At 75.4% G+C, this 23,359-nt stretch carries 16 protein-coding genes; 12 read left to right on the top strand and 4 right to left on the bottom strand.

Annotated features, from left to right (window positions below):
• Positions 1 to 272 precede the first annotated feature (272 nt).
• The 4 genes from IG62_RS0136760 (at position 273) to IG62_RS0136740 (ending at position 7,295) form a co-directional block, all read left to right on the top strand.
• Entirely contained in the window at positions 273 to 1,400 is a 1,128-nt protein-coding gene (locus IG62_RS0136760; protein WP_030814042.1) for a glycosyltransferase family 4 protein, read from the top strand.
• The gene (locus IG62_RS0136755; RefSeq protein ID WP_030814039.1) at positions 1,397 to 2,620 is read left to right on the top strand and encodes a glycosyltransferase; all 1,224 of its coding nucleotides are present in this window, start codon (positions 1,397 to 1,399) and stop codon (positions 2,618 to 2,620) included. The genes IG62_RS0136760 and IG62_RS0136755 overlap by 4 nt, the downstream gene beginning before the upstream one ends.
• 161 nt (positions 2,621 to 2,781) lie before the next feature.
• Complete coding sequence (locus IG62_RS0136745; RefSeq protein WP_030814045.1) at positions 2,782 to 3,690, top strand: SGNH/GDSL hydrolase family protein; 909 nt, start codon at positions 2,782 to 2,784, stop codon at positions 3,688 to 3,690.
• On the top strand, positions 3,687 to 7,295 hold the full coding sequence (locus IG62_RS0136740) for a hydantoinase B/oxoprolinase family protein (RefSeq protein WP_030814036.1): 3,609 nt from the start codon (positions 3,687 to 3,689) through the stop codon (positions 7,293 to 7,295). Before IG62_RS0136745 ends, IG62_RS0136740 begins: the two co-directional genes overlap by 4 nt.
• Before the next feature lie 106 nt (positions 7,296 to 7,401).
• On the opposite strand, the gene IG62_RS0136735 is transcribed toward IG62_RS0136740, so the two are convergent.
• Genes IG62_RS0136735 through IG62_RS0136725 form a run of 3 tightly spaced genes read right to left on the bottom strand, consistent with a single transcriptional unit; the run spans position 7,402 to position 9,706 of the window.
• Positions 7,402 to 8,295: a biotin-dependent carboxyltransferase family protein gene (locus IG62_RS0136735; protein ID WP_030814033.1), complete on the bottom strand. Its 894-nt coding sequence runs from the start codon at positions 8,293 to 8,295 to the stop codon at positions 7,402 to 7,404.
• Positions 8,292 to 8,915, bottom strand: coding sequence for a 5-oxoprolinase subunit PxpB (gene pxpB, locus IG62_RS0136730; RefSeq protein ID WP_030814030.1), 624 nt, complete (start codon positions 8,913 to 8,915; stop codon positions 8,292 to 8,294). The genes IG62_RS0136735 and pxpB overlap by 4 nt, the downstream gene beginning before the upstream one ends.
• A complete protein-coding gene (locus IG62_RS0136725) occupies positions 8,912 to 9,706 on the bottom strand; it encodes a LamB/YcsF family protein (RefSeq protein ID WP_051799106.1) in 795 nt (264 codons plus the stop codon). The genes pxpB and IG62_RS0136725 overlap by 4 nt, the downstream gene beginning before the upstream one ends.
• Before the next feature lie 323 nt (positions 9,707 to 10,029).
• Between IG62_RS0136725 and IG62_RS0136720 the strand changes: the two genes are divergently transcribed.
• The 8 genes from IG62_RS0136720 to IG62_RS0136685 all read left to right on the top strand — a co-directional run bounded on the left by IG62_RS0136720 (position 10,030) and on the right by IG62_RS0136685 (position 21,833).
• Positions 10,030 to 10,773, top strand: coding sequence for a GntR family transcriptional regulator (locus IG62_RS0136720; protein WP_030814022.1), 744 nt, complete (start codon positions 10,030 to 10,032; stop codon positions 10,771 to 10,773).
• Between the two features lie 125 nt (positions 10,774 to 10,898).
• Positions 10,899 to 11,609: a DUF969 domain-containing protein gene (locus IG62_RS0136715; protein WP_030814014.1), complete on the top strand. Its 711-nt coding sequence runs from the start codon at positions 10,899 to 10,901 to the stop codon at positions 11,607 to 11,609.
• The gene (locus IG62_RS0136710) at positions 11,606 to 12,574 is read left to right on the top strand and encodes a DUF979 domain-containing protein (protein ID WP_030814011.1); all 969 of its coding nucleotides are present in this window, start codon (positions 11,606 to 11,608) and stop codon (positions 12,572 to 12,574) included. Before IG62_RS0136715 ends, IG62_RS0136710 begins: the two co-directional genes overlap by 4 nt.
• 83 nt (positions 12,575 to 12,657) lie before the next feature.
• On the top strand, positions 12,658 to 13,302 hold the full coding sequence (pcp, locus tag IG62_RS0136705) for a pyroglutamyl-peptidase I (RefSeq protein WP_030814006.1): 645 nt from the start codon (positions 12,658 to 12,660) through the stop codon (positions 13,300 to 13,302).
• Complete coding sequence (locus tag IG62_RS0136700) at positions 13,299 to 14,357, top strand: DUF2891 domain-containing protein (protein ID WP_030814003.1); 1,059 nt, start codon at positions 13,299 to 13,301, stop codon at positions 14,355 to 14,357. Before pcp ends, IG62_RS0136700 begins: the two co-directional genes overlap by 4 nt.
• Positions 14,358 to 14,573: 216 nt before the next feature.
• Positions 14,574 to 16,097 carry a hypothetical protein gene (locus tag IG62_RS0136695; protein ID WP_030814000.1) on the top strand — a complete coding sequence of 508 codons (1,524 nt, stop codon included), beginning with the start codon at positions 14,574 to 14,576 and terminating at the stop codon, positions 16,095 to 16,097.
• Between the two features lie 97 nt (positions 16,098 to 16,194).
• Entirely contained in the window at positions 16,195 to 17,118 is a 924-nt protein-coding gene (locus IG62_RS0136690) for a hypothetical protein (RefSeq protein ID WP_420711164.1), read from the top strand.
• A 53-nt stretch (positions 17,119 to 17,171) separates the two neighbouring features.
• Positions 17,172 to 21,833 (top strand): hypothetical protein, encoded by a 4,662-nt coding sequence (locus IG62_RS0136685; protein WP_030813995.1) that lies wholly within the window; start codon positions 17,172 to 17,174, stop codon positions 21,831 to 21,833.
• A gap of 616 nt (positions 21,834 to 22,449) precedes the next feature.
• Here the strand turns inward: IG62_RS0136685 and IG62_RS0136680 are convergent.
• Entirely contained in the window at positions 22,450 to 23,256 is an 807-nt protein-coding gene (locus IG62_RS0136680) for an IclR family transcriptional regulator (RefSeq protein ID WP_030813993.1), read from the bottom strand.
• Positions 23,257 to 23,359: the final 103 nt, after the last annotated feature.

Genomic DNA, 23,359 nt, shown 5'->3' with positions numbered 1-23,359 from the left:
TTGTTCGTGGACGTAAAGCGACAGCAGTCCACGAACAAGGCCCCGGAGGCCCGTCACCGCACCCAACACAAACCCAGCCCGCCGCAGGCGCAACGGCGAGCAACACCCGCGGCGCCGCAGACAGGTACGTGCGGGGCGCCGCGAAGCGCAACGGCGAGCCCCGCGGCGGGAGAGACGGGTACGTGGGCGGCACAGCAAAGCGCAGCGGAATGTTCGCCGGCAGGAAAGATCCACGTGGCTCGTTCCACGCACCGGGCGCCGACAACAGCCGTATGCGTGTCGTCATCGTCACCGAATCCTTCCCGCCCGATGTCAACGGCGTTGCCCACTGCGCCCTGGAAACAGCCCGTCACCTCGTCCGGCGCGGGCACGATCCGCTCGTCATCGCGCCGCTCGGTGGCGCCGCGCCCGCAACCGGTACGCACGACAGCCCATGCCCCGTCGTGCGGGTGCCGTCGATGCCGCTGCCCGGATACCCGCAGGTGCGGATCGCGCTCCCCGGACGGCGGCTGTCCGCGGCGCTGGCCGGTCACCGGCCCGATCTGGTGCACCTCGCCGGCCCCTTCGTCCTCGGTGCCCGCGGGATGGCCGCCGCGGCCCGGCTGCGGGTTCCCGCGGTCGCCGTCTACCAGACCGACCTGGGCCGTTACGCCCGTACCTATCTCGGCGGCGGCACCGCCACCGCCTGGCGGCGGCTGCGCGCGGTGCACGGGGCCGCCGACCGCACCCTGGCGCCCTCCAGTGCGGCGCTGCTGGACCTGACCGAGCACGGGGTGCCCCGGGTCCACCTGTGGCCGCGCGGGGTGGACTCCACCCGGTTCCACCCGGGGCGGCGGGACGCGGTGCTGCGCAGTTCGCTGACCGCCGGGCGGGAGCTGCTGGTGGGGTACGTGGGGCGGCTCGCGCCGGAGAAGGACGTCCGGCTGCTGGCCGAGACCTCCCGGCTGCCGGGCGTCCGTACCGTCGTCATCGGCGAGGGCCCCAGCGCCGCCGGGCTGCGCGCCGCCCTCCCGGAGGTCCGCTTCCTCGGCCGCCGCACCGGTGACGAACTCGCCCGGCTCTACGCCTCCCTGGACGTCTTCGTGCACACCGGGCCCTACGAGACCTTCTGCCAGACCGTGCAGGAGGCGATGGCCTCGGGTGTGCCCGTGGTCGCGCCGCGGGCCGGCGGGCCGGTCGATCTGGTCGACCACGGCCGCACCGGGCTCCTGGTCACGCCCGGCGACGGGGGCGCGTTCCGGGACGCGGTGCGCTTCCTGGCGGGCAGCGCCGAACTACGCGTGCGGTACGGCGCCGCGGCCCGCCGGGCCGTCGCGGACCGCACCTGGGAAGCGGTCGGCGACCAGCTGCTGGGCCACTACGAGGACGTGCTCGCCGACCGGACGGCGGTGGCGGCATGAACCGGCGGGCGGCCCGCACGACGGGCCTGCGGATCGTACGGATCGCCAACTTCGTCACGCCGGCCTCCGGCGGGCTGCGCACCGCGCTCGCCGCCCTCGGCACCGGCTACCGGGCCGCCGGGCACGAACCGGTGCTCATCGTGCCCGGCCCGCCCGGGGACGGGCGGACGCGGGAGGAACTCACCGCTCAGGGGCGGGTGTTCACGTTGCCGGGGAGCGTGCTGCCCGGCAGCGGGGGCTATCGGATGCTGACCGACCGGCACCGGGTGCGGCGGCTGCTGGAAGGGCTGGCGCCCGACCGGCTGGAGGTCTCGGACCGTACGACGCTGCGCTGGACGGGCGAGTGGGCCCGCCGGGCACGGGTCCCCGCGGTGATGGTCTCGCACGAGAGCGTGGACGGGGTGCTGGGCACCTGGGGCGTGCCGCGGCCGCTCGCCCGGGCCGCCGCTGACGGGCTCAACCGCCGTACCGCGTACGCCTACAGCCGGGTGGTGTGCACCACCGAGTGGGCGGCGGCGGAGTTCACCCGGGCCGGCGCGCGCAATGTCGTACGCGCCCCGCTCGGGGTGGATCTGGATGCCTGGCATCCGGACTGCCGCAGCGCCGAGTTGCGCCGCCGGTGTGCGGGCCGGGCCGGGGTGCTGTTGCTGATGTGCTCCCGGCTGTCCCAGGAGAAGCGGCCCGGGCGGGCCCTGGACGCGCTCGCCGAGCTGCGCCGGCGCGGGATCGACGCGGCGCTGGTGGTGGTCGGTGACGGGCCGCTGCGGGGCCGGCTGGCCGCCCGCGCGCGGGCCGAACGGCTGCCCGCGGCGTTCCTGGGTCACCTCGCCGACCGCGACCGGCTGGCCGCCCTGCAGGCCAGCGCCGATCTCGCGCTGGCGCCCGGGCCCGCCGAAACGTTCGGGCTGGCCGCCCTGGAGGCGCTGGCCTGCGGCACCCCGGTGGTCGCCAGCGCCGCCTCGGCGCTGGCCGGGCTCGTCGGCGGCGGGGGCGACACCGCGCTCGACGACGGGCCGTCCTTCGCCGACGCCGTCCAGCGGGTCCTGGCCCGGCCCGAGCCGGCCCGGCGCGCCGCGGCCCGCCGGCAGGCCGAGGGCTACGGCTGGCAGCCGGCCGTGGACGCCTTCCTGGCGGCGCACGACGCCGCCGTGCCGCTGGCCCGGCCCGCCACCGCCGTCCCGGCCGCGCCGCATCCGGCGGGCCCCCGGGGCGGGTGGTGACGGTGCGGTCCACAACGGGGCCGATACCCGAGCAGCTGCCTACGGGTGCGGCGGCAGCGGAACGGCCGCCCACGGGTGCGGGGGCAGCGGACCGGTCGCCCACGGGAGCGGCGGCGGCGGAACGGCCGATATCGGAGCAGCCGCCGGCCGGACGGCCGTCCCTGGCGCCGCCGGGTGCGGCCCCGGGCGGGGGCACCGTCCCCTTCGTCGCGCTCGGGGACTCGCTGACCGAGGGGCTGGGCGACCCCCTTCCGGGCGGGGGCTGGCGCGGCTGGGCGGTGCTGCTGGCGGCGGCGCTGGGGGAGCGGCCGGAGAGCGTGCGGCTGGTGAACCTGGCGGTCAGCGGGGCGCTGGCGGCGGACGTGGCCGAGCGGCAGCTGCCCGCCGCGCGGGCGCACCGGCCGCGGTTCGCGTCGCTGCTCGTCGGCGCGAACGACACCCTGCGCGCCGCCTTCGCCATCGAGCGGGTCGCGGCCGCACTGGACCGGGCGTACGGCGCGCTGAGCGGCGACGGGACCGTGGTCCTGACGGCCTGTCTGCCCGATCCGGGGCGGATGCTGGGGCTGCCCGCGCCGCTGGCCCGGCCGCTGGGGCGCCGGATGCGGGCGGTCAACACCGTCGTCCACGCGCTCGTCGCCCGCCATGGTGGCGTGCATCTGCATCTGGCCGAGCACCCCTGGGTCACCGAACGCGCCTGCTGGAGCGTGGACCGGCTGCACCCCAGCGAACGCGGGCACCGGCTGCTGGCCCGCGGCTTCCACGCGCAGCTCGCCGCCGCCGGCCTGCCCGTGGGCCCGCCGCCCGCGCTCACCCTCGACGGCCGGCCACCGACCCGTACCGGCTCCGCCCTGTGGATGGCCACCAAGGGCACCCGCTGGGTCGTCGACCGCTGCACGGACCTGCTGCCCGGTCTGCTCGCCCTCGCGGCCCGGGAGTACCGGCACTCACTCGCGGGCACCGGGCGCCTCCTGGACGCCGCGGCCGACCGGACGACCCGGGCCGCGCTCGCCGCCCTCCCCGGGCCGAAAGCCGCCGGGTGCGCGCCGGGCGCTGCGACAATGACGGGATGACGACCGGACGCTGGGAGTTCTGGATCGACCGCGGTGGCACGTTCACGGACGTCGTCGGCAGACGCCCGGACGGGCGGCTGGTCACCGGCAAACTGCTCTCGCACCACCCCGAGCGCTACCGGGACGCCGCGGTGGCCGGCATCCGGATGATGCTCGGCCTGGGCCCGGACGAACCGGTGCCCGCCGAGCGGGTCTCCGTCGTCAAGATGGGCACCACCGTCGCCACCAACGCCCTGCTGGAGCGCAAGGGCGAACCGACCGTGCTGCTCATCACCGAGGGCTTCCGCGACGCGCTGCGGATCGCCTACCAGAACCGCCCGCGGATCTTCGACCGCCGGATCGTGCTGCCCGAGGCGCTCTACGACCGGGTGATCGAGGTGCCGGAGCGGATCGGGGCGCACGGCGAGCTCGTCCGGCCGCTGGACACCGACCGGGTCCGCGCGGAGCTGCGGCGGGCCCGCGCCGACGGGCTGCGCAGCGCCGCCGTCGTCCTGCTGCACGGCTACCGCCACACCGAGCACGAACAGGCCGTCGCCGAGCTGGCCCGGGAGGCCGGCTTCCCCCAGGTCAGCTGCTCGCACGAGGTCAGCCCGCTGATGAAGCTGGTGCCGCGCGGCGACACCACCGTCGTCGACGCCTACCTCTCGCCGATCCTGGCCCGCTACGTCGACGAGATCGCCGCCCAGCTCCCGGGCATCCGGCTGATGTTCATGCAGTCCAACGGCGGGCTGCGCCAGGCCGCGCACTTCCGCGGGAAGGACGCGGTGCTCTCCGGCCCCGCGGGCGGCGTGGTCGGCATGGTCCGTACGGCCGCCGAGGCCGGTGGCGGCCACGACCGGGTGATCGGCTTCGACATGGGCGGCACCTCCACCGACGTGTCGCACTACGCCGGTGAGTTCGAGCGGGTCTTCGGCAACGAGGTCGCGGGCGTCCGGATGCGCGCCCCGATGATGAACATCCACACCGTCGCGGCCGGCGGCGGCTCCGTCCTGCACTTCGACGGGCGCCGCTACCGGGTCGGCCCCGACTCCGCCGGCGCCGACCCGGGACCGGCCTGCTACCGCCGCGGCGGCCCGCTGACCGTCACCGACGCCAATGTGATGCTCGGCCGCATCCAGCCGGCCCACTTCCCGGCGGTGTTCGGCCCCGAAGGCGACCGGCCGCTGGACGACGGGACGGTCCGGGAGCGCTTCGCGGAGCTGGCCGCCCGGGCCGCCGCCGAGACCGGGGACGACCGCGGCCCCGAGGAGGTCGCCGCGGGGTTCCTGGACATCGCCGTGCTCAACATGGCCAACGCGGTCAAGAAGATCTCCGTCCAGCGCGGCCACGACATCACCCGCTACGCCCTCACCAGTTTCGGCGGCGCCGGCGGCCAGCACGCCTGCGCGGTCGCCGACGCCCTGGGCGTCGACACGGTCCTCGTCCCGCCGCTGGCCGGGGTGCTCTCGGCCTACGGCATCGGCGTCGCGGACGCCACCGCGATGCGCGAACAGGCCGTCGAGGCGGAGTTCGCCGACCCCGCGGCGCTCGACCACGTCCACGAGGTGTGCACCGCGCTCGCGGACCAGACCCGCCGCGAACTCCTCGACGACGGGGTGCCGGACGCGTCGGTCACCACCCGCGCCCGGGTGCTGGTCCGCTACGCCGGGACCGACTCCCCCCTCGGCGTCCCGCTCGGCGACGCCGCGACGATGGCGGAGGAGTTCGTCCGGGCGCACCGCGAGCGGTACGCCTTCACCATGGACAAACCGCTGGTCGCCGAGGCGGTGTCGGTCGAGGCGCGCGGCGAGTCCGGCGGCGCCCGCGGCTACGAGGCGCAAACCGGTGGCGGGGACGGGGAGTTGACGCCCACCGCGACGGTGCGGATGTACGCGGGCGGACGGTGGCGGGACACCGGTCTGTACCGGCGGGACGGGCTGCGGCCCGGTGACGTCCTCACCGGCCCGGCGATCGTCGCCGAGGCCGACGCCACCACCGTCGTCGACCCCGACTGGCAGGCGGAGATGGGCGACCGCGGGCACCTGGTGCTGACCCGCACCCGCCCGCGCGGCGACCGGGTCGCGGTCGGCACCGAGGCCGACCCGGTGATGCTGGAGGTCTTCAACAGCCTCTTCATGGCGATCGCCGAGCAGATGGGCGTCCGGCTGGAGAACACCGCGCACTCCGTCAACATCAAGGAGCGGCTGGACTTCTCCTGCGCGCTGTTCGACGCCGAGGGCAATCTGATCGCCAACGCCCCGCACATCCCCGTGCACCTGGGATCGATGGGGGAGTCCATCAAGGAGGTGCTCCGCCGGCGCCGCGGCGATCTGCGGCCCGGCGACGTCTACGCGATCAACGACCCGTACCACGGCGGTACCCACCTTCCGGACGTCACGGTCGTCACGCCCGTGTTCAGCGCGGACGGCGACGAACTGCTGTTCCTGGTGGCGTCCCGCGGCCACCACGCCGAGATCGGCGGCATCACCCCCGGCTCGATGCCGGCGTTCAGCACCACCATCCAGGAGGAGGGCATCCTCTTCGACAACTGGCTGCTGGTGCGGGACGGGACGCTGCGCGAGCGCGAGACCCGTGAGCTGCTCACCTCCGGCCCGTACCCGTCCCGTTCACCGGACGCCAACCTCGCCGATCTGCGCGCCCAGATCGCCGCGAACGAGAAGGGCATCCAGGAACTCCGCAGGATGACCGACCAGTTCGGGCTGGACGTCGTACGGGCCTACATGGGCCACGTCCAGGACAACGCCGAGGAATCGGTCCGCCGGATCATCGCCGGGCTGTCGGACGGCAGCTACCGCTACGAGACGGACAGCGGCGCGGAGATCCGGGTCGCGCTGACCGTCGACCGGGAGGCCCGCGGCGCCGTGCTGGACTTCGCCGGCACCTCGCCCCAGCAGCCCGGCAACACCAACGCGCCCACCTCGGTGGTGATGGCCGCGGTGCTGTACGTCTTCCGCACCCTGGTCGGCGAGGACATCCCGCTCAACAGCGGCTGCCTCAAGCCCGTCGAGGTGCGCATCCCCGAGGGCTCGATGCTGGCGCCCGTCTTCCCGGCGGCCACCGTCGCGGGCAACGTGGAGACCTCCCAGGCGGTCACCGGCGCGCTCTACGCCGCACTGGGCATCCAGGCCGAGGGCTCCGGCACGATGAACAACCTCACCTTCGGCAACGACCGGGTGCAGTACTACGAGACCGTGGCCAGCGGTTCGGGCGCCGGCGAGGGCTTCCACGGCGCCGACGCCGTGCAGACCCACATGACCAACTCCCGGCTGACCGACCCCGAGGTCCTGGAGTGGCGCTACCCGGTACGCGTCGACGCCTTCGCGATCCGGGCCGGCAGCGGCGGCCGCGGACGCTGGCACGGCGGCTGCGGCGTCGAGCGCCGGCTGCGCTTCCTGGAACCGGTCACCCTCGCCCTGCTCACCCACCACCGCCGCGTCCCGCCGTACGGCATGGCGGGCGGCGCCCCGGGCGCGCTGGGCGCCAACCTCATCGAACGCGCCGACGGCACCCGCGAGGAGCTCCGGGGCTGCGACGCGGCGGAGGCCGGGGTGGACGACGTACTGGTGCTGCGGACGCCCGGGGGCGGGGGCTACGGGGAGCCGTGACCCGCGGCCGGCCGGAGAGCCCGCGGTGGCCAGGGCCGGCCACGCGCCGGTTCGGCCGGAACGGCCGGCGCACCGTGCCCACTTCGGGCGGTGGTGCGCGCCGGCGTCACTGGGAGTGCGCCGCCCGGTCGGGCCGTCGGCCGAGGCGCACGAACCGGACCGGGGTGCCCGGCACCGCCTGTGCCGCGGGCGCCAGGAAACGCTCGGGCACCACGCCGACGACCGGGTAGCCGCCGGTCGTGGGGTGGTCGTGCAGGAAGAGCACCGGCAGGCCGTTCGGCGGGACCTGCAGGGCGCCCAACGGCATCCCCTCGCTGGGGAGTTCGCCGGTGCGGGCGCGTTCCAGCGGCGGGCCCTCGGTGCGCAGCCCGATGCGGTTGCTGGCCGCCGAGACCCGGAAGCGGCCGGTGGTCAGGGTGCGCAGCCCGGCCCCGGTGAACCAGGCGTCGCGCGGGCCGGGCAGGAACGGCAGGCACAGTTCGGTCACCGGGCCCGGGTGCGGGACGGCGTCCGCGGCGGCGGGCGGGCCGTACGGGTCGCCCAGCGGGAGCACCGCGCCGTCGGTGAGCGGAGCGGGGCCGAGGCCGGAGAGCAGGTCGGCGGCGCGGCTGCCGAGCACCTGCTCGGTGGCGATGCCGCCCGCGAAGGCGAGGTGGGAGCGCAGCCCGTGGACCGGCGTCCCGGCGTCCAGGACGGCGCCCGCCGGGACGCGCACCGGGGCGCCCCAGGGGGCGGGGCGGCCGTCGACGGTCACCGGGCAGGGCGCGCCGGTGACCGCGACCGTGGTGGCCGTCCGCACCCGCACGGCACAGCCGGTCAGCGTCGTCTCCAGGGTGGCGGCCGTTTCGGGGTTGCCGACCAGGCGGTTGGCGAGGCGGTGCGCGGGCCCGTCCAGGGCGCCGGCCCGCGGCACCCCGAGATGGGCGTGGCCGGGACGGCCGAGGTCCTGCACGGTGGTGAGCGCACCGGCCCGTACCACCGCGAGGGCACGGTCGGTCATCGGGCGGTCTCCAGCGGGACGAAGTGGACGCGGGTGCCGGGGGTGAGCAGCGCGGCCGGTTCCCGGCGCGGGTCCCACAGCACGGCGTCGGTGGTGCCGATGAGCTGCCAGCCGCCGGGGGAGGACCGCGGATAGACCCCGGTGTACGGGCCGGCCAGCGCGACCGAGCCGACCGGGACCTTGGTCCGGGGGGTGTCCCGGCGCGGTACGTGCAGCGGCTCGGGCAGCCCGGTCAGATAGCCGAAGCCGGGCGCGAAGCCGCAGAAGGCGACGTGGAAGGTGGTGCCGGAGTGCCGGCGGACGACCTCCTCGGGAGTGGTGTCCCACAGGGCGGCGACATCGGCGAGGTCGGGGCCGTCGTAGCGGACCGGGATCTCGACGGCCGGCCGGTCGTCGGCGGGGCGCGGCGGGACGTGCCAGGTGGCGAGCTCGGCGATCAGCCCGCGGGGGTCGGCCAGGCCGTCGAGGAAGACCGTGCGGGCGGCCGGCACGATCTCTCCGACCGGTGGCAGGGTGCCGTCGGCGGCCCGGCGCAGCAGCTCGGCGTGGAGCGCGCCGACCTCCTCGGCACTGTCCAGCTCGATCAGCAGCCCGTGTTCGCCGACCGGCAGCGGCCTCATACGAAGCTCCGGATGCGCACCCCGGCCGCGGTCAGCTCGGACCGGACGCGCCGGGCCAGACCGGCGGCGCCCGGGGTGTCGCCGTGCAGGCACAGCGAGCGGGCGGTGATCTCCACCCGGCGGCCGTCGACCGCGGTGACCGCGTGGTCCCGGGCCATGCCCAGGGCGCGCTTGACGACCTCGTCGGGGTCGTGGACGACCGCGCCCGGCTCGCGGCGCGGGACGAGGGTGCCCGCGGCGGTGTAGGCGCGGTCGGCGAACGCCTCGCCCACCACCGGCAGTCCGGCCTGCCGGGCGGCCTCGTGCAGACGGGAGCCGGGCAGCCCGAGGACCGGCAGCCCGCCGCCCGCGGTGCGGATGCCGGCGATCACCGCGCCGGCCTGCTCCGCGTCGTGCACACAGCGGTTGTAGAGCGCGCCGTGCGGCTTGACGTAACCGACCCGGGCGCCGGCGGCCCGGGCGAAGACGTCAAGGGCGCCGATCTGGTAGGTGATCTCGTCGGCGAGCTCGTCCGGCGGGACGTCCATCGCGCGGCGGCCGAAGCCGGCCAGGTCGCGGTAGGAGACCTGGGCGCCGATGACCACCCCGCGCTCGGCGGCCAGCGCGCAGACCCGGCGCATCGTGGCCGGGTCGCCGGCGTGGAAGCCGCAGGCGACGTTGGCGCTGGTCACCACGGACAGCAGGGCCTCGTCGTCGGTGAGCTGCCAGCGGCCGAAGCCCTCACCGAGGTCGGCGTTGAGGTCGATGACGGGAGCATCCGCACAGTCCGGGGAGTCCACCGCGTCGCTCATGTCGCTCCGTTCCAGGGTGCTCGGTGCCGGCCGGGCGGGCCGGGGCGGGCCGGGGCAGGACGTGGCGGCCCGGTTGCGGGCGGGGGAGGGACGGCAGGGGGCGAACCGGCCGGCCCGTATCCGTAGTGACTCTCCCCCGAGGGCACTCGAGCCGACCGGCGTTGGGGGACAACGTAGAGGATTGTTGAACGATCCGACAAGGGGTGTGCGGGCTGCGGACGAGGTTCCGTTGTCTTGTCCCCGGATCTGGGATTGACTTCCGTCCACATCACGCCCGGACGGCCCGGACGGCCACCGGGCACGGCACGAGAGCGGGGAGCCAGATGGCCGGCGGAGTGGCGAAGAACGACCAGCGGCGGCTCGCCGAGGTCGCGGGACTGGAGCGGGACCGGGCCCTGCTGGGCCGCGCCAGCACGGCGGAGCGGGTCGCCGACATCCTGCGCGACCGGATCACCGAGGGCTACTTCCCGCCCGGCGCCCGGCTGTCGGAGGAGAGCATCGGCGGCGCGCTGGGCGTCTCCCGCAACACCCTGCGCGAGGCCTTCCGGCTGCTGACGCACGAGCGGCTGCTGGTCCACGAGCTCAACCGCGGGGTGTTCGTGCGGGTGGTGACGGTCGAGGACCTGGACGACATCTACCGGGTGCGCACGCTCGTCGAGTGCGCGGCGGTGCGCAGCCTGGGGGAGGGGCCCTACGACGACCGGACGACCGCGGCCATCGCCACCATCGAGGCTGCCGTGCGGGCCGGTGAGGCCGCCTCCCACGACCGCGAGTGGCAGGACCTGTCGACCGCCAACATCCGTTTCCACCAAGGCATCGTGGCGCTGGCCGGCAGCCCGCGCACCGACGAGCTGATGCGCGGCGTGCTGGCCGAACTGCGGCTGGTCTTCCACGTCATGGCCGATCCCCGGCGGTTCCACGCACCCTATCTGACCCGGAACCGGCAGATCGTGGAAGCCCTGCAGGCCGGCGACGCGGCCGAGGCCGAACGGCTGCTGCTGTCCTACCTGGAGGACTCGCGCAGCCAGCTGTCGGGCGCGTACGCCCAGCACATCGCCCGGGACTGACACGCCGTCCGAGGTTCGCCCGCGCAGACCCCTTGTCGGATCGTTGAACAATCGCCTAGCCTCCGCTGCAATCTCTTCACCCCTCTCCCGGACCCCCTGCGGTCCCGTACGCGGAAGGCGGATCCATGATCGTGCTCCTCGGCGTGCTCGTGGTCGTGATCGGCTTCGCCACGAGACGCAATCCGCTCCTGGTCGTCGCGGTGGCCGGCATCGCCACCGGCCTCCTGGGCGGACTGTCCCCCGGCAAGGTCCTCGCCGCCTTCGGCGAGGGCTTCGCCGGCAGCCGGGCGGTGACCATCTTCGCGATCACCCTCCCGGTCATCGGCCTCCTGGAGCGCTACGGCCTCCAGGAACGCGCCCGCACCCTCATCGCCCGCTTCGGAAGGCTCACCACCGGCCGGTTCCTCGCGCTCTACCTGGGCCTGCGGCAGATCGGCGCCGCCGTCGGACTGACCAACGTCTTCGGGCACGCCCAGACCGTCCGGCCCCTCGCCGTCCCGATGGCCGAGGGCGCCGCCGAGCGCAAGTACGGCGGGCTGCCCGAACGCACCCGGGAGAAGGTCCGGGCGTTCTCCGCCAGCGCGGACAACGTCGGCCTCTTCTTCGGCGAGGACGTCTTCCTCGCCGTCGGCTCCATCCTGCTGATCACCGGATTCGTCAACACCACCTACGGCACCCACCTCGAACCGCTGCACCTCGCGCTGTGGGCCATCCCCACCGCCCTGTGCGCCTTCCTGGTCCACGGCTGGCGACTGCTGCGCCTGGACCGGCAGTTGGAGCGCGAACTCGGCACCGCCCCCGTCCCGTCCGACACCGCAGTGGAGGCAGCCCAGTGATCAAGGCGGAGTGGTTCTACTGGCTGGTCGGCCTCAGCTTCCTGGTGATGGCCGCCCAGATGTTCACCGACCGCAGCAACCCCAAGCGGTACGGCACCGGCGCGTTCTGGGGCCTGATCGGCGCCGGCTTCGTCTACAGCAGCTGGGTCGTCACCGAACAGGCACCCGCCGAGCCGCTCGGCGTCGCCGTCCTCGTCATGGCCTGCCTGGCCGGCTTCGGCTTCACCGGACGCGGCACCCCGCGCACCACCACCCCAAAGGAGCGCACGGCGAGCGCGGCCCGGCTCGGCAACAAGTTGTTCGTCCCCGCGCTCACCATCCCGGCCGTCGCCATGGCCTGCGCCATCGGCGTCAAGCACCTGACCATAGGCGGGGAACCGGTCCTCCAGGAGGGCAGCGAAACCATCCTGGGCCTGGGCATCGGCGCCGTCGCCGCCCTCGTCGTCGGCATGGTCATGCTCCGCGAGAAGCGGATCACGGTGCCCGTCCAGGCCGGCCGCTCCATGCTGGAGGCGATGGGCTGGGCGATGCTGCTGCCGCAGATGCTGGCCACACTGGGCGCCATCTTCCAGGTCTCCGGCGTCGGCGACCAGGTCGGCAAACTCACCACGTCCGTCCTGCCCAAGGACTCCCTGTACCTCGCCATCGCCCTCTACTGCGTGGGCATGTTCGCCTTCACCATCGTCATGGGCAACGCCTTCGCCGCCTTCCCCGTGATGACCGCGGCCGTCGGCTGGCCCGTCCTCATCGGGCACTTCCACGGCAACCCCGCCGCCGTCCTGGCCGTCGGCATGCTCGCCGGATTCTGCGGCACCCTCGTGACGCCCATGGCCGCCAACTTCAACATCGTCCCGGCGGCCCTGCTGGAACTGAAGGACCAGTACGGGCCCATCAAGGCCCAACTGCCCACCGCCGGCGTCCTGCTCGGCTGCAACATCGTGATCATGGCCCTGTTCGCCTTCTGAACCGGCGCCGCCCCCGCCGCGGCACGGCGCCCCACCGCCGTGCCCGCGCCGTCCCCCCGACCACCCGCACCGAGGACGACCGTATGACCCGGGTACTGCTGACCGGATTCGCCCCCTTCGACGGAGAAGCCGTCAACCCCTCCTGGCAGGCGGTACGCGCCGCCGCGGCCGAACCGCCGCCCGGAATCGAGGCCTCCGCCGTCGAACTGCCCTGCGTCTACGGGGCGTCGGTGGCCGTGCTGCGCGCCGCGATCGACGAGGCCCGCCCCGAGATCGTCATCTGCGTCGGCCAGGCCGGCGGCCGCCCCGACATCACCGTCGAACGCGTCGCCCTCAACGTCGACGACGCCCGCATCCCCGACGCCACGGGCGCCGAACCCGTCGACGAACCGGTCGTGCCCGGCGGCCCCGCCGCCTACTTCTCCACCCTCCCCATCAAGGCCTGCGTGGCCGCCGTACACGCCGCCGGCCTGCCCGCCTCGGTCTCCAACACCGCCGGCACCTTCGTCTGCAACCACGTCTTCTACGGCCTCGCCCACCTCATCGCCACCGAACTCGCCGGCGTGCGCGGCGGATTCGTGCACGTCCCCTACGCCCCCGAGCAGGTCACCGACCGCGCCCAGCCCTCCCTCCCGGTCGACGCGGCCGCCCGGGCGCTGCGGGAGATCGCCGCCACCACGGCCCGCACCCGCACCGACCTCCGCATCGCCGGCGGAGCCACCCATTGAGCACCGCCACCGGCGCCCACGCCACCGAACTCGCCGCCCACGCCGAGCGGTTCGCCGCCCTGGCCCGGGCCAACGTGACCCGCGCCTACCCGTACGCCCCGATGCACCTGCTCGCCGGGCCCGGGGACCTGGTGCCGCCCCGCACCCACCACCCGGCCTTCCACGGCTCGTACGACTGGCACTCCGCGGTCCACATGCACTGGCTGCTGGTCCGGCTGCTGCGCCGCTGCCCCGGGCGCATCCCCCGCGAGGCGGTGACCGACGTCCTCGACGCCCACCTCACCCCCGCCCACCTCGCCGCGGAAGCCGCCTACCTGCGCGCCCACCCGTCCTTCGAGCGGCCCTACGGCTGGGCCTGGCTGCTGGCGCTCACCGCCGAATGCCGGGCGCTCGGCGGCGCCGAGGGGGAACGCTGGGCCGCCGCGCTGGCGACCGCGGCCGAAACCGTCGACGACCTGCTGCGTGCCTGGCTGCCGCGCGCCACCTACCCCGTCCGCCACGGCACCCACACCAACAGCGCCTTCGCGCTCGGCCTGGTCCTGGACAGCGCCGCCGCGGCCGGCCGCCCCGCACTGGCCGGGCCGGTCGCCCGTACGCTGCGCCGCTGGTTCACCGACGACCACACCGCGCCCGCCCACTGGGAACCCTCCGCACAGGACTTCCTCTCCCCGGCGCTGAGCGAGGCCGAGGCGATGGCACGGGTCCTGCCGGGCCTGGAATTCGCCGCCTGGCTGGGCCGCTTCCTGCCCGGCCTCGACCGGCGCGCCCCGGCCGCCCTGCTCGGCCCGCCCACCGTCTCCGACCCCGCCGACCCCCAGATCGGCCATCTCATCGGCCTCTCACTGAGCCGGGCGGCCGCACTGCGCCGGATCGCCGCCGCGCTGCCCGGCGGTGACGCGCGCCGCCCGGTGCTCACCGCCGCGGCCCGCGACCACCTGGTCGCCGGCCTCCCGCACACCGTCTCCGGGGACTTCACCGCCGACCACTGGATCGCCACCTTCGCCGTGCTCGCCCTGGACGGACCGCCGGCCGGCGACGGACCCTCCGGCGCGTGACCGCAAGGGGACCTGACCGCCATGGGGCCTGACCGGCAAGGGGACCTGACCGGCAAGGGACCTGCCCTCCGGCCGCGGCCGCCCACGCCGTAAACTGGCCGACCGGCCGAAGCGCCGCCCGCCCGTGGTCCGTCAAGGGATACGGCGGCCGTTCCACCCGTGAGCGGATCCGCGCCGTTTCGTCCGTTGTCAGTGCGAGCGCCTACTCTGTGCGACGTGACTTTTCCCGCCCAGGGGCCCGCTGCGCCCCAGCTCAACGGGGTCAACCGCCCCGCGCCGGGCCCGGCCGCCGACGAAGGCCTGGCCCGCCGGCTGCGTGCCCTGGCCTGCACCGCGCCGCTGCACGACCTCGACGCGCGCAAGGCCAACCTCGCGGGCGAATACGGCGTCTACGCCATGGCGGAGGTGGCGCTCGCCGTCATCGACCTGGTCACGCTCAACATGGACTTCGACACCGGCGCCGACCACGAGGAAATAGTGGCCAAGGTGCTCCCCCGGGTCGCCGCCCAGACCCCCGGCCGCCCCACCGCCGAACACGAGCGGGTGGCCCGCTGGGTCCTGGAGAACCTCATCAACGTCGGCAGCGTCGACCGCGGCTTCCGCGCCGTCTACGGCACCTTCACCACCGACGGCGAGTACGTCCGCCGGGACTACGACTTCAAGCTCATCGAAGAGGTCCCCGGCGCCGGCGGCAGCGTCTACCTCCGCGCCACCGACGAAGCGGTCAACGTCCTGGTCGGCGCGCTCGACACCGATGTCACCAGCGCCCAGATCGCCGCCGAGGTCAAGCTGGAGGTGCTGATCAGCCGCGGCCGGCTGGCCGACGCCCAGCTCGCCGCCGAACAAGCCCGCTACCGCACCGTCCAGTACGCCGAGACCCTCCGCCGCACCCTGGACGCCACCCGGCGCAACGTCCGCGCGGTCGACTGGCTGGAAACCGTCCCCGACATGATCAACGAGGCGCTCGACCACGTCGCGGACCGCTACCGCCACGAGAACGCCATCCTCACCAACATCCGTAAGGCCCGCGACGAGGCCGAGGAGCCCGAGCACAAGCGGCGTGCCGCCGAGCTCGTCGACATCGTCAAGGATTGCATCCGCCGCCACACCCAGCTCCAGTCGCGGCTGCTGGAGGCGGGCCCGCTCTTCCGCGCCGAACAGGACCGGCAGGCGTTCGCCACCCCCGTCGCCCGGGCCGGCCTCGACCTGTACGGCCAGCTCGTCGCCCCCGTCCTGCCGCTCCCCGTCGAGCAGGCCACCCGCGTCACCGACGCCTTCTTCGCGCACGGCACCGGGCTGCGCACCCCCGCGGCCGTCCGCGTCGGCGACCTCGTCGAGGTGCTGCTCACCCCGCCCGTCGAGCGCGAGCACCTCGGCGCCGAGATGCCCGAGCCCGACCTGGTGGCCACCCCCGACGACAGCCGCTTCAGCGAGGCCCAGCTCGACGCCGCGATGGCCCTGCTCGACCTTCCGCCGGACGCGCCCCGCCGGCTCTCCGGCCTGCTCGCCGAGGCCCGCCGCAGCGACCCGGAACTCCCCTACCTCGTCGCCCTGCTGGCCGTGCACGCCGCCAGCCCCCCGGTCGGCACCGCCTACCGCCAGGGCGAACAGCAGCTGCTGTTCGCCGTCGACGACGGCACCGAGCTGGCCGACCCCGAGTTCGGCGGCGCCGACCTCATCGTCGGCACCGCCCTGCTGGACGCCGCGGGCATGGCCGCCGACCGCTCGGAGGCCGCCTGATGACCCCCGCGCCCCCGCCCGCAACGCCCCCGACCGTCCCCCGCAAGGAGCTTGTTCCGTGACCCCGTACGACGCCGACGAGACGCCGCAGCCGGACCTGGCGTCCCCGCCCGGCGCACCGGACCGGGGCGCGCCCGCCGCCGACGGCGCACCGGCCGCGGCCGGCCAGACCACCGGACAGACCACCGGCCCGGCCCCCGTCACCCCGGCCGACGCCGCGGACGCCGCGCGGCTGGTCTCCTTCGGACTCCAGCCCAAGCTGCTCCCGGCCCGCGACGCCGACTACGGCGAACTCCTGCGCCGCTACCGCGACGACCCCGCCTTCGCCCGGCTCGCCGACGCCGTCGCCACCGGCCTCGGCCTGGTCGTCCTGGAGGTCTCCACCCGCGCCGGCATGGCCGTCACCGCCGCCGAGGACTCCGTCTTCGCGGTCCGCATGGGCGACTACGCCCGCCGGGCCTCCGCCGACTCCGCCGACCGCTTCCTGCACGGCCTGGCCCACCTCGCGGTCGCCGCGCTCGCCTTCCCGCGCCCCGAGGACCTCGCCGACGACGGCTACATCGGCCGGATCACCGTCAACGGCGTCGACGCCTTCGTCCGGCAGGCCTGCCGCCGCCTGGAGGAGCGCGCCGAGCAGCAGGGCGAGAACACCGACCCGGCCACCGACGCCCCCGGCCTGGAATCCGCCTGGCGGATCTACGCGCGGCGCAGCGCCACCGGCGCCACCAAGGACGCCCGGCGGCTGGCCGGTTCGACCACCGGCATCATCGCCAAGGCCGTCACCTTCCTTGTCGACTCCGGCTTCCTGCAGCGCACCGGCGACGACGCCGGCGGCGCCTACCGCACCACCGCCCGCTACCAGCTCCAGGTCCGCGACATGGCCGGCAGCGCCGCCATGGCCGAGCTCCTCGACCTGGGCATCGTCCCGGTCGCCGACGGCAGCGCCTCGTTGCTGCCCGGCGAGGACACCGACGCCCTCGACCTGGTCGCGGACGCCGGACTGCCCTTCCACTCCGGCTGACCGATCACCCCGCCCGCCCCCGCCGCCTCCCGCCACGACAACGAAAGTCCGCCATGTACGAGCTGTCCCGGGTCCGTCTCTACTCCATCGGGCCCGCCGGTGCGCGCTACGCCGACACCGTGCTGGACCTGCGCGGAGTCGGCGCGCCCGTGCCCCGACCGGCCCCGGCCCAGGCGGACTTCTTCGAGGACGAGCCGGTCGGCCCGCCGCGCCGGCCGGCCCCCGCGGGCGTGCTCTTCCTGGAGAACGGCGGCGGCAAGTCCGTCCTGCTCAAGCTGATCTTCTCGGTGATGCTGCCCGGCCACCGCAACACCCTCGGCGGCGCCAGCTCCGGCGTGCTGCGCAAGTTCCTGCTCGCCGACGACTGCGGCCACGTCGCCCTGGAGTGGCAGCACGTCCTCACCGGCGAGTCCGTCGTCGTCGGCAAGGTCAGCGAATGGCGCGGCCGGCAGGTCTCCAACGACCCCCGCAAGTTCGCCGAGGCGTGGTACAGCTTCCGGCCCGGCCCCGGCATGAGCCTGGATTCGCTGCCGGTCGCCGAGGCCACCGTCGTCCGGCCCCGCCAGGAGGGCGCCGAGGGCTCCTCCGGCGCCCAGGGCCGCCGCCGCACGATGAAGGGCTTCCGCGACGTCCTCACCGAAGCCGGGAAGAACTACCCCAATCTGGACGTGATCTGGGAGGAGGTCCACGAACGCTGGAACGAACACCTCGGCGAGCTGGGCCTGGACCCCGAACTCTTCCGCTACCAGCGCGAGATGAACGCCGACGAGGGTGAGGCGGCCGGCCTCTTCGCGGTGAAGAACGACTCCGACTTCACCGACCTGCTGCTGCGCGCCGTCACCGACACCCGGGACACCGACGGCCTCGCCGACCTCGTCCACGGCTTCGCCCACAAGCTCGGCCGGCGCGCCGAGCTCACCGCCGAACGCGACTTCACCGCCGGCTCCCTCGACCTCCTCTCCCGCATCGCCGGCGCCGCCGAACAGCGCGAACGCGCCCGCGAGGTGCACGCCGGCGCCGAACGCCGCACCCGCGCCCTGGCCCAGCGGCTGCACGCCCGCGGCACCGAGGAGCGCGGCCGCGCCGCCGAGCTGGCCGAACAGGTCGCCACCGCGGCCCACCGCGTCACCGACGCCGAACAGGCCCGCGAGCGCCGCGCCCTGGTCTCCGCCGAACTCGCCTACCGGCACGCCTCCCTGGCGCTGGCCGCCGCCGAAAAGGGCGCCGCCGCCCAGCGCCGCGAGCTCAACGACGCCCGTACCCTGCACAGCGCCTGGCAGGCCGCCGAGATCGCACTGCGCCACCGCGCCGCCGCCGACCGCTCCGCCCGGGTCGCCGCCGCCATCCGCGAGGCCGAGCGGGACGCCGCGCCCGCGCTCGCCGCCCGCGCCACCGCCGCCGCCGACCTCGTCCGCGCCCTGCACGCGGCGGCCGAGGCCGGGGAGCGGATCGCCAACGAGGAGGAGGAGCGCTCCGCCGCCCTCCAGGAGGCCGGCGAGTCCGCGCACCGCGACGCGACCACCGCCGCCACCCATGCCCAGCGCGCCCGCAGCGAGGCCGACCACCTCCGGCAGCGGCTCGCCGAGGTAGCCCAGGAGACCGAGGAGGCCGTCCGGGCCGGCTGGCTGGACGACACGGCCCCGGACGCCGATCCGGCCCGCGCCGCGCTCGCCGCCTCGGACGCCGAGAAGGCCGCCGTCGAGTCCTGGGACGTGGCCCGGGAGGCGGCGGGCCGGGCCACCGACCGGGCCCGCGAGGCGGCCGCCCGGCACTCCGCCGCCGAACTCGCCGCGGCTCGCGCCGAGGACGCCGCCGAGGCCGCCGGGCGCGCCTTCGACGCCGAGCGCCGGGCCGCCGAGTCGATCGGCGCCGAGCCGCGGCTGGCCGACCTCCTCGGCCTCCCGCCGGCCGACGGCCGCACCGCCGGCGTGCCCGGGCCGCGTACGGCAGGCGGCGCCGAGCCGGGCACCCCGCGCCGCCCGGCCGGTGCCGGCCCGCTGACCGCCGAGGAGCTGGACCGCAACGCCGACGCGCTCCAGGAACTGCTGGAGGACGGCGTCGCCGCCGCCGAGCGGCAACTGTTCGACCTGCGCACCGCCGCCGCCGACGACGCCCGGATCCTCGGCGCCCTCGGCGACGGCGGCCTGCTGCCGCCCGGGCCGGACGTGCTCACCACCGTCGAGTACCTCGGCGAACACGGCGTGCCCGCCCTGCCCGGCTGGCGCTACCTCGCCCAGGCCGTCGACCCGGCCGACCACGCCCGGGTACTGGCCGCCCGCCCCGAGCTCGTCGACGGCGTGATCATCACGGACCCGGACTCGCACGCCCGGGCCCGTGAGGTGCTCGGCCAGGCCGCGCTGCTGCCCCGCTCCGCCGTCGCGGTCGGCACCGCCGCCGCGCTGCTCGCCCCCACCCCCGCCGACGACGAGCGGGACCCGGCCGTCTTCCTCGTCCCGCCGAACCCGGCGATGCACGACGAATCCGCCGCCGACGAGGAGCGGCAGGCACTGCGGGCTCGCGCCATAGAGCGCGACGAGGAGATCCGGGCGCTCGCCGCCCGGCTCGCCGGCGACCGCGCACTGGCCGCCCGGCTCGGCTCCTGGCGCACCGGCTGCCCGGCCGGCCGGCTCGCCGAGCTCGCCGCCGCCGTGGAAGAGACCCGTACGGCCGCCGAGGAGGCCGCCGCCGAGCTCGCCGAGGCCCGTACGGCCCGGGCCGAGGCCGACGAGACGGCCGCCGAGGCCACCCGGGTGCGCGACGAGCGGCAGGAGGCCGCGCAGCGCGCCCGCCGCGCCGCCGACCTGCTGGCCGGGCTTGCCCACCGGCTGCGCGAGCGCGCCTCCTGGCAGTCCCGGCTGCGCGAACTCGCCGACGAGGCCGCCGAGTTCGAGGCCCGCGCCGAGGAATGCGTGGACCGCGCCCGGGCCGCCGACGAGGACCGCCGGGCCGCCCAGCGGGCCGCCGACGACGCCCGCCGTACGGCCCGTGCGCTGCGCGCCGAGCGCGCCGAGATCGCCGGCGTACCGGACGACCTGGGCGAGGCGCCCGAGGCCCCGAGCGCCTCGCTGCCCGCGCTGCGCGAGGCCTACCGCGCCGCCTCCCAGCTCTACGAGAAGGTCGGCGTGGGCGCGGACCTGCGCGCCGAGCAGGCCCGCGCCGAGGGCGAGGAATCCGCCGCGCTGGCCGAGCTGAACCGCCTCACCAACAAGGTCCGTACCCGCGCCGAGGCGCTCCTGGAGAGCCCGGACGCCGCCGACGGCCCGTCCCGGCAGGCCGCCGCGGCCCGCGCCGAATCGTTGGTGCAGATGCTGGAGAGCCGCGCCTCGACGGCCAGCGAGCAGCTCGGCCGGCTCCGTGGCGAGGCCGAGCGGCTCGCCCCGACGGACGGCGAGGCGCACACCGAACTCCCCGACGAGCTGGTGCCCGCCGACGCCGACCGCGCCAAGGAGCTGCTGCGCACCGCGTCCGGCGAACTGGCCACCGCCACCGAGGCGCTGGCCGCCGCCCGCACCGGGCACGAGGAGCTGCTCCGGGCCCACCGCGCGGCCGAGGACGCGGCCGGCGGCTTCGACGAGACCGCCGCCCTGCTGCGCGATCTGCTGCGGGACCACCACGACACCGAGGAGGGGGCACCGGCGCCGATCGAGCCGTACGCCGGCTCCCTCGACGCCGCCCGGCAGGCCGCCGCCGAGTCCCGCCGCTCGCTGCGCGGCTGCGCCGCCGACCTGTCCGCCGCGGAATCCGCGGTCCGCGAGGCCTCCGACATCCTCGTCCGGCACGCCAACTCCACCCGCTACGAACAGGTCCGCACCCCGGCCCGGCAGCAGATCCGCGAACTGCCCGCCGCGGCCCTGCCGGACCACGCCGCCAAGTGGGCCGAGGCGTTCGCGCCCCGGCTGCGGGTGCTCACCGACGAGCTGGCGCAGCTGGAACGCAACCGCGACTCCATCGTCGACCGGCTGCGCGGGCTGGTCGAGTCCTCGCTCACCACCCTCCGTTCGGCCCAGCGGCTGTCCCGGCTCCCGGAGGGGCTGGGGGAGTGGTCCGGCCAGGAGTTCCTGCGGATCCGCTTCGAGGACCCCGACCAGGCCACCCTCACCGAGCGGCTGGGCGAGGTCATCGACGAGGCGACCCGCGCGGCCGTGAAGAAGAACAGCGATCTGCGCCGGGACGGGATGTCCCTGCTGCTGCGCGGGGTGCACGCCGCGCTGCAGCCGCGCGGGGTCGCGGTGGAGATCCTCAAGCCGGACGCGGTGCTGCGCGCCGAGCGGGTGCCGGTCGGGCAGATGGGCGACGTCTTCTCCGGCGGTCAGCTGCTGACCGCCGCCATCGCCCTGTACTGCACGATGGCGGCGCTGCGCAGCAACGACCGGGGCCGGGACAAGCAGCGGCACGCCGGCACGCTGTTCCTGGACAACCCCATCGGCCGCGCCAACGCCACCTATCTGCTGGAGCTCCAGCGGGCGGTCGCCGATGCCCTGGGCGTCCAGCTCCTCTACACCACCGGCCTGTTCGACACCACCGCGCTCGCCGAGTTCCCGCTGGTCATCCGGTTGCGCAACGACGCGGACCTGCGGGCGGGCCTGAAGTACATCAGGGTCGAGGAACATCTGCGGCCGGGCCTCCCGCAGCCCGACCCGTCCGGCGAGCCGGTGCACGGCCAGATCACGGCGACCCGCATGTACCGCCGCCCGGAGGAGCCGGCGACGGGGTGACCTTGCGGTTCCTTGCGGCGCCTCCCACGTACCTGGGGTGACGGGCCTCCGGGGCCTTGTTCGTGGACTGCTGGCGCTTTACGTCCACGAACAAGGCCCCTCCGGCCCGTCCCCTCCCGTTGGGGGAGTGTGCGGGTGAGTGGGGGCGCGCGTCGTCGCGCGAGCACCTGGCGTTGCCGTTCAGCGGGAATAGCTCGCCCGGCGCGTTCGGTTGTGGCCCTGCAGGGGGCGCTTGCGACCCTTACGGGTTCTGTTCGACCTTCCCCTACGGGTTCCAAGGGCCCCTGGTTCCCTCAACGCTCACCCCCACTCACCTCTTCCCCCTCCCTCAACGGGAGGGGACGGGCCGGAGGGGCCGGTTGTGGGGACGTAAAGCGTCAGCAGTCCACACAACCGGCCCCGGAGGCCCGTCACCGCACCCGACACCCACCCAGCCCGCCGCAGGCGCAACGGCGACCAAGCCCCGCGGCGGGAAAGACAGGTACGTACGAGGCGCCGCAAAGCGCAACGGCGAGCGAGCCCCGCGGCGGGACAGCCAGCTACGTACGCGGCGCCGCAAAGCGCGCAACGGCGAGCAACAACCGCGGCGGGAAAGCCAGGTACGTGGGAAGACCCACTACCCCGCGTAGCCCATGCGCCGGGAGAGTTCGACGGCCGCCTTCACGGACCGTTCGGCCAGCTCCGGCAGCAGTCGGCGTTCCATCCGGTACGCCGGGCCGGAGACGCCGATCGCGCCGATCACCGCGCCGTCGTGGGCCCGCACCGGCGCCGCGACCGCGTTCAGCCCGATCTCCAGCTCCTCGCCGGTGCAGGCGAATCCGTCCTCCAGCGTGGCCGTCAGCTGCCCGCGCAGGGCGGCCGCGGTGGTGAGCGTGTGCTCGGTGAAGCGCGGCAGCTTGCGGGTCACCAGGCTCTCCCGGCGCTCCTGCGGCAGATGCGCCAGCAGCACCTTGCCGCTCGCGGTGGCGTGCAACGGGGTGCGCCGGCCCAGCCAGTTGTACGCGGTGACCGCGGCCGCGCCCCTGGCCTGCATGATGTTGACCGCGGCGTCGCCGTCCAGCACCGCGATGTTGGCGGTCTCTCCGGTGTCGTCGGCCAGCGCCCGGCACACCGGCTGGCCCTCCTGCGAGATGTCCAGCCGGATCGCCGCGGCGCCGGCCAGCCGCAGCACCCCGGACCCGAGGTAGTACTTGCCGCGCTCCTTCTCCTGCTCCACCAGCCCGCGGCCCTCCAGCACCCCGAGGATCCGGAAGGCGGTCGACTTGTGGACGCCCAGCTCCGCGGAGATCTCGGTCACCCCGGCCTCGCCGAGCCTGGCGAGGATCTCCAGCACGCTCACCGCACGGTCCACGGACTGGACGGAACCCGCCCCGCCGCGCCGCTCCTCGGACCGGTCGTCCGAGGTCCCGCTCGTATTCGACATGGGTCTTCGTTCACCACCCGGTGGCCCCCGAGGGGCCGTGCGAGGGCATCTTCCGAGAAGCCCTTGACGGCCCGCTCCACGCCTTGGATTCTGTTGCGCATCG

The organism is Streptomyces sp. NRRL S-337, assembly GCF_000720175.1.
GTDB classification, from domain to species: Bacteria; Actinomycetota; Actinomycetes; order Streptomycetales; family Streptomycetaceae; genus Streptomyces; species Streptomyces siderophoricus.
The sequence above is the reverse complement of the archived record's forward strand: the minus strand, read 5'-3'. Positions and strand labels throughout refer to the sequence as shown.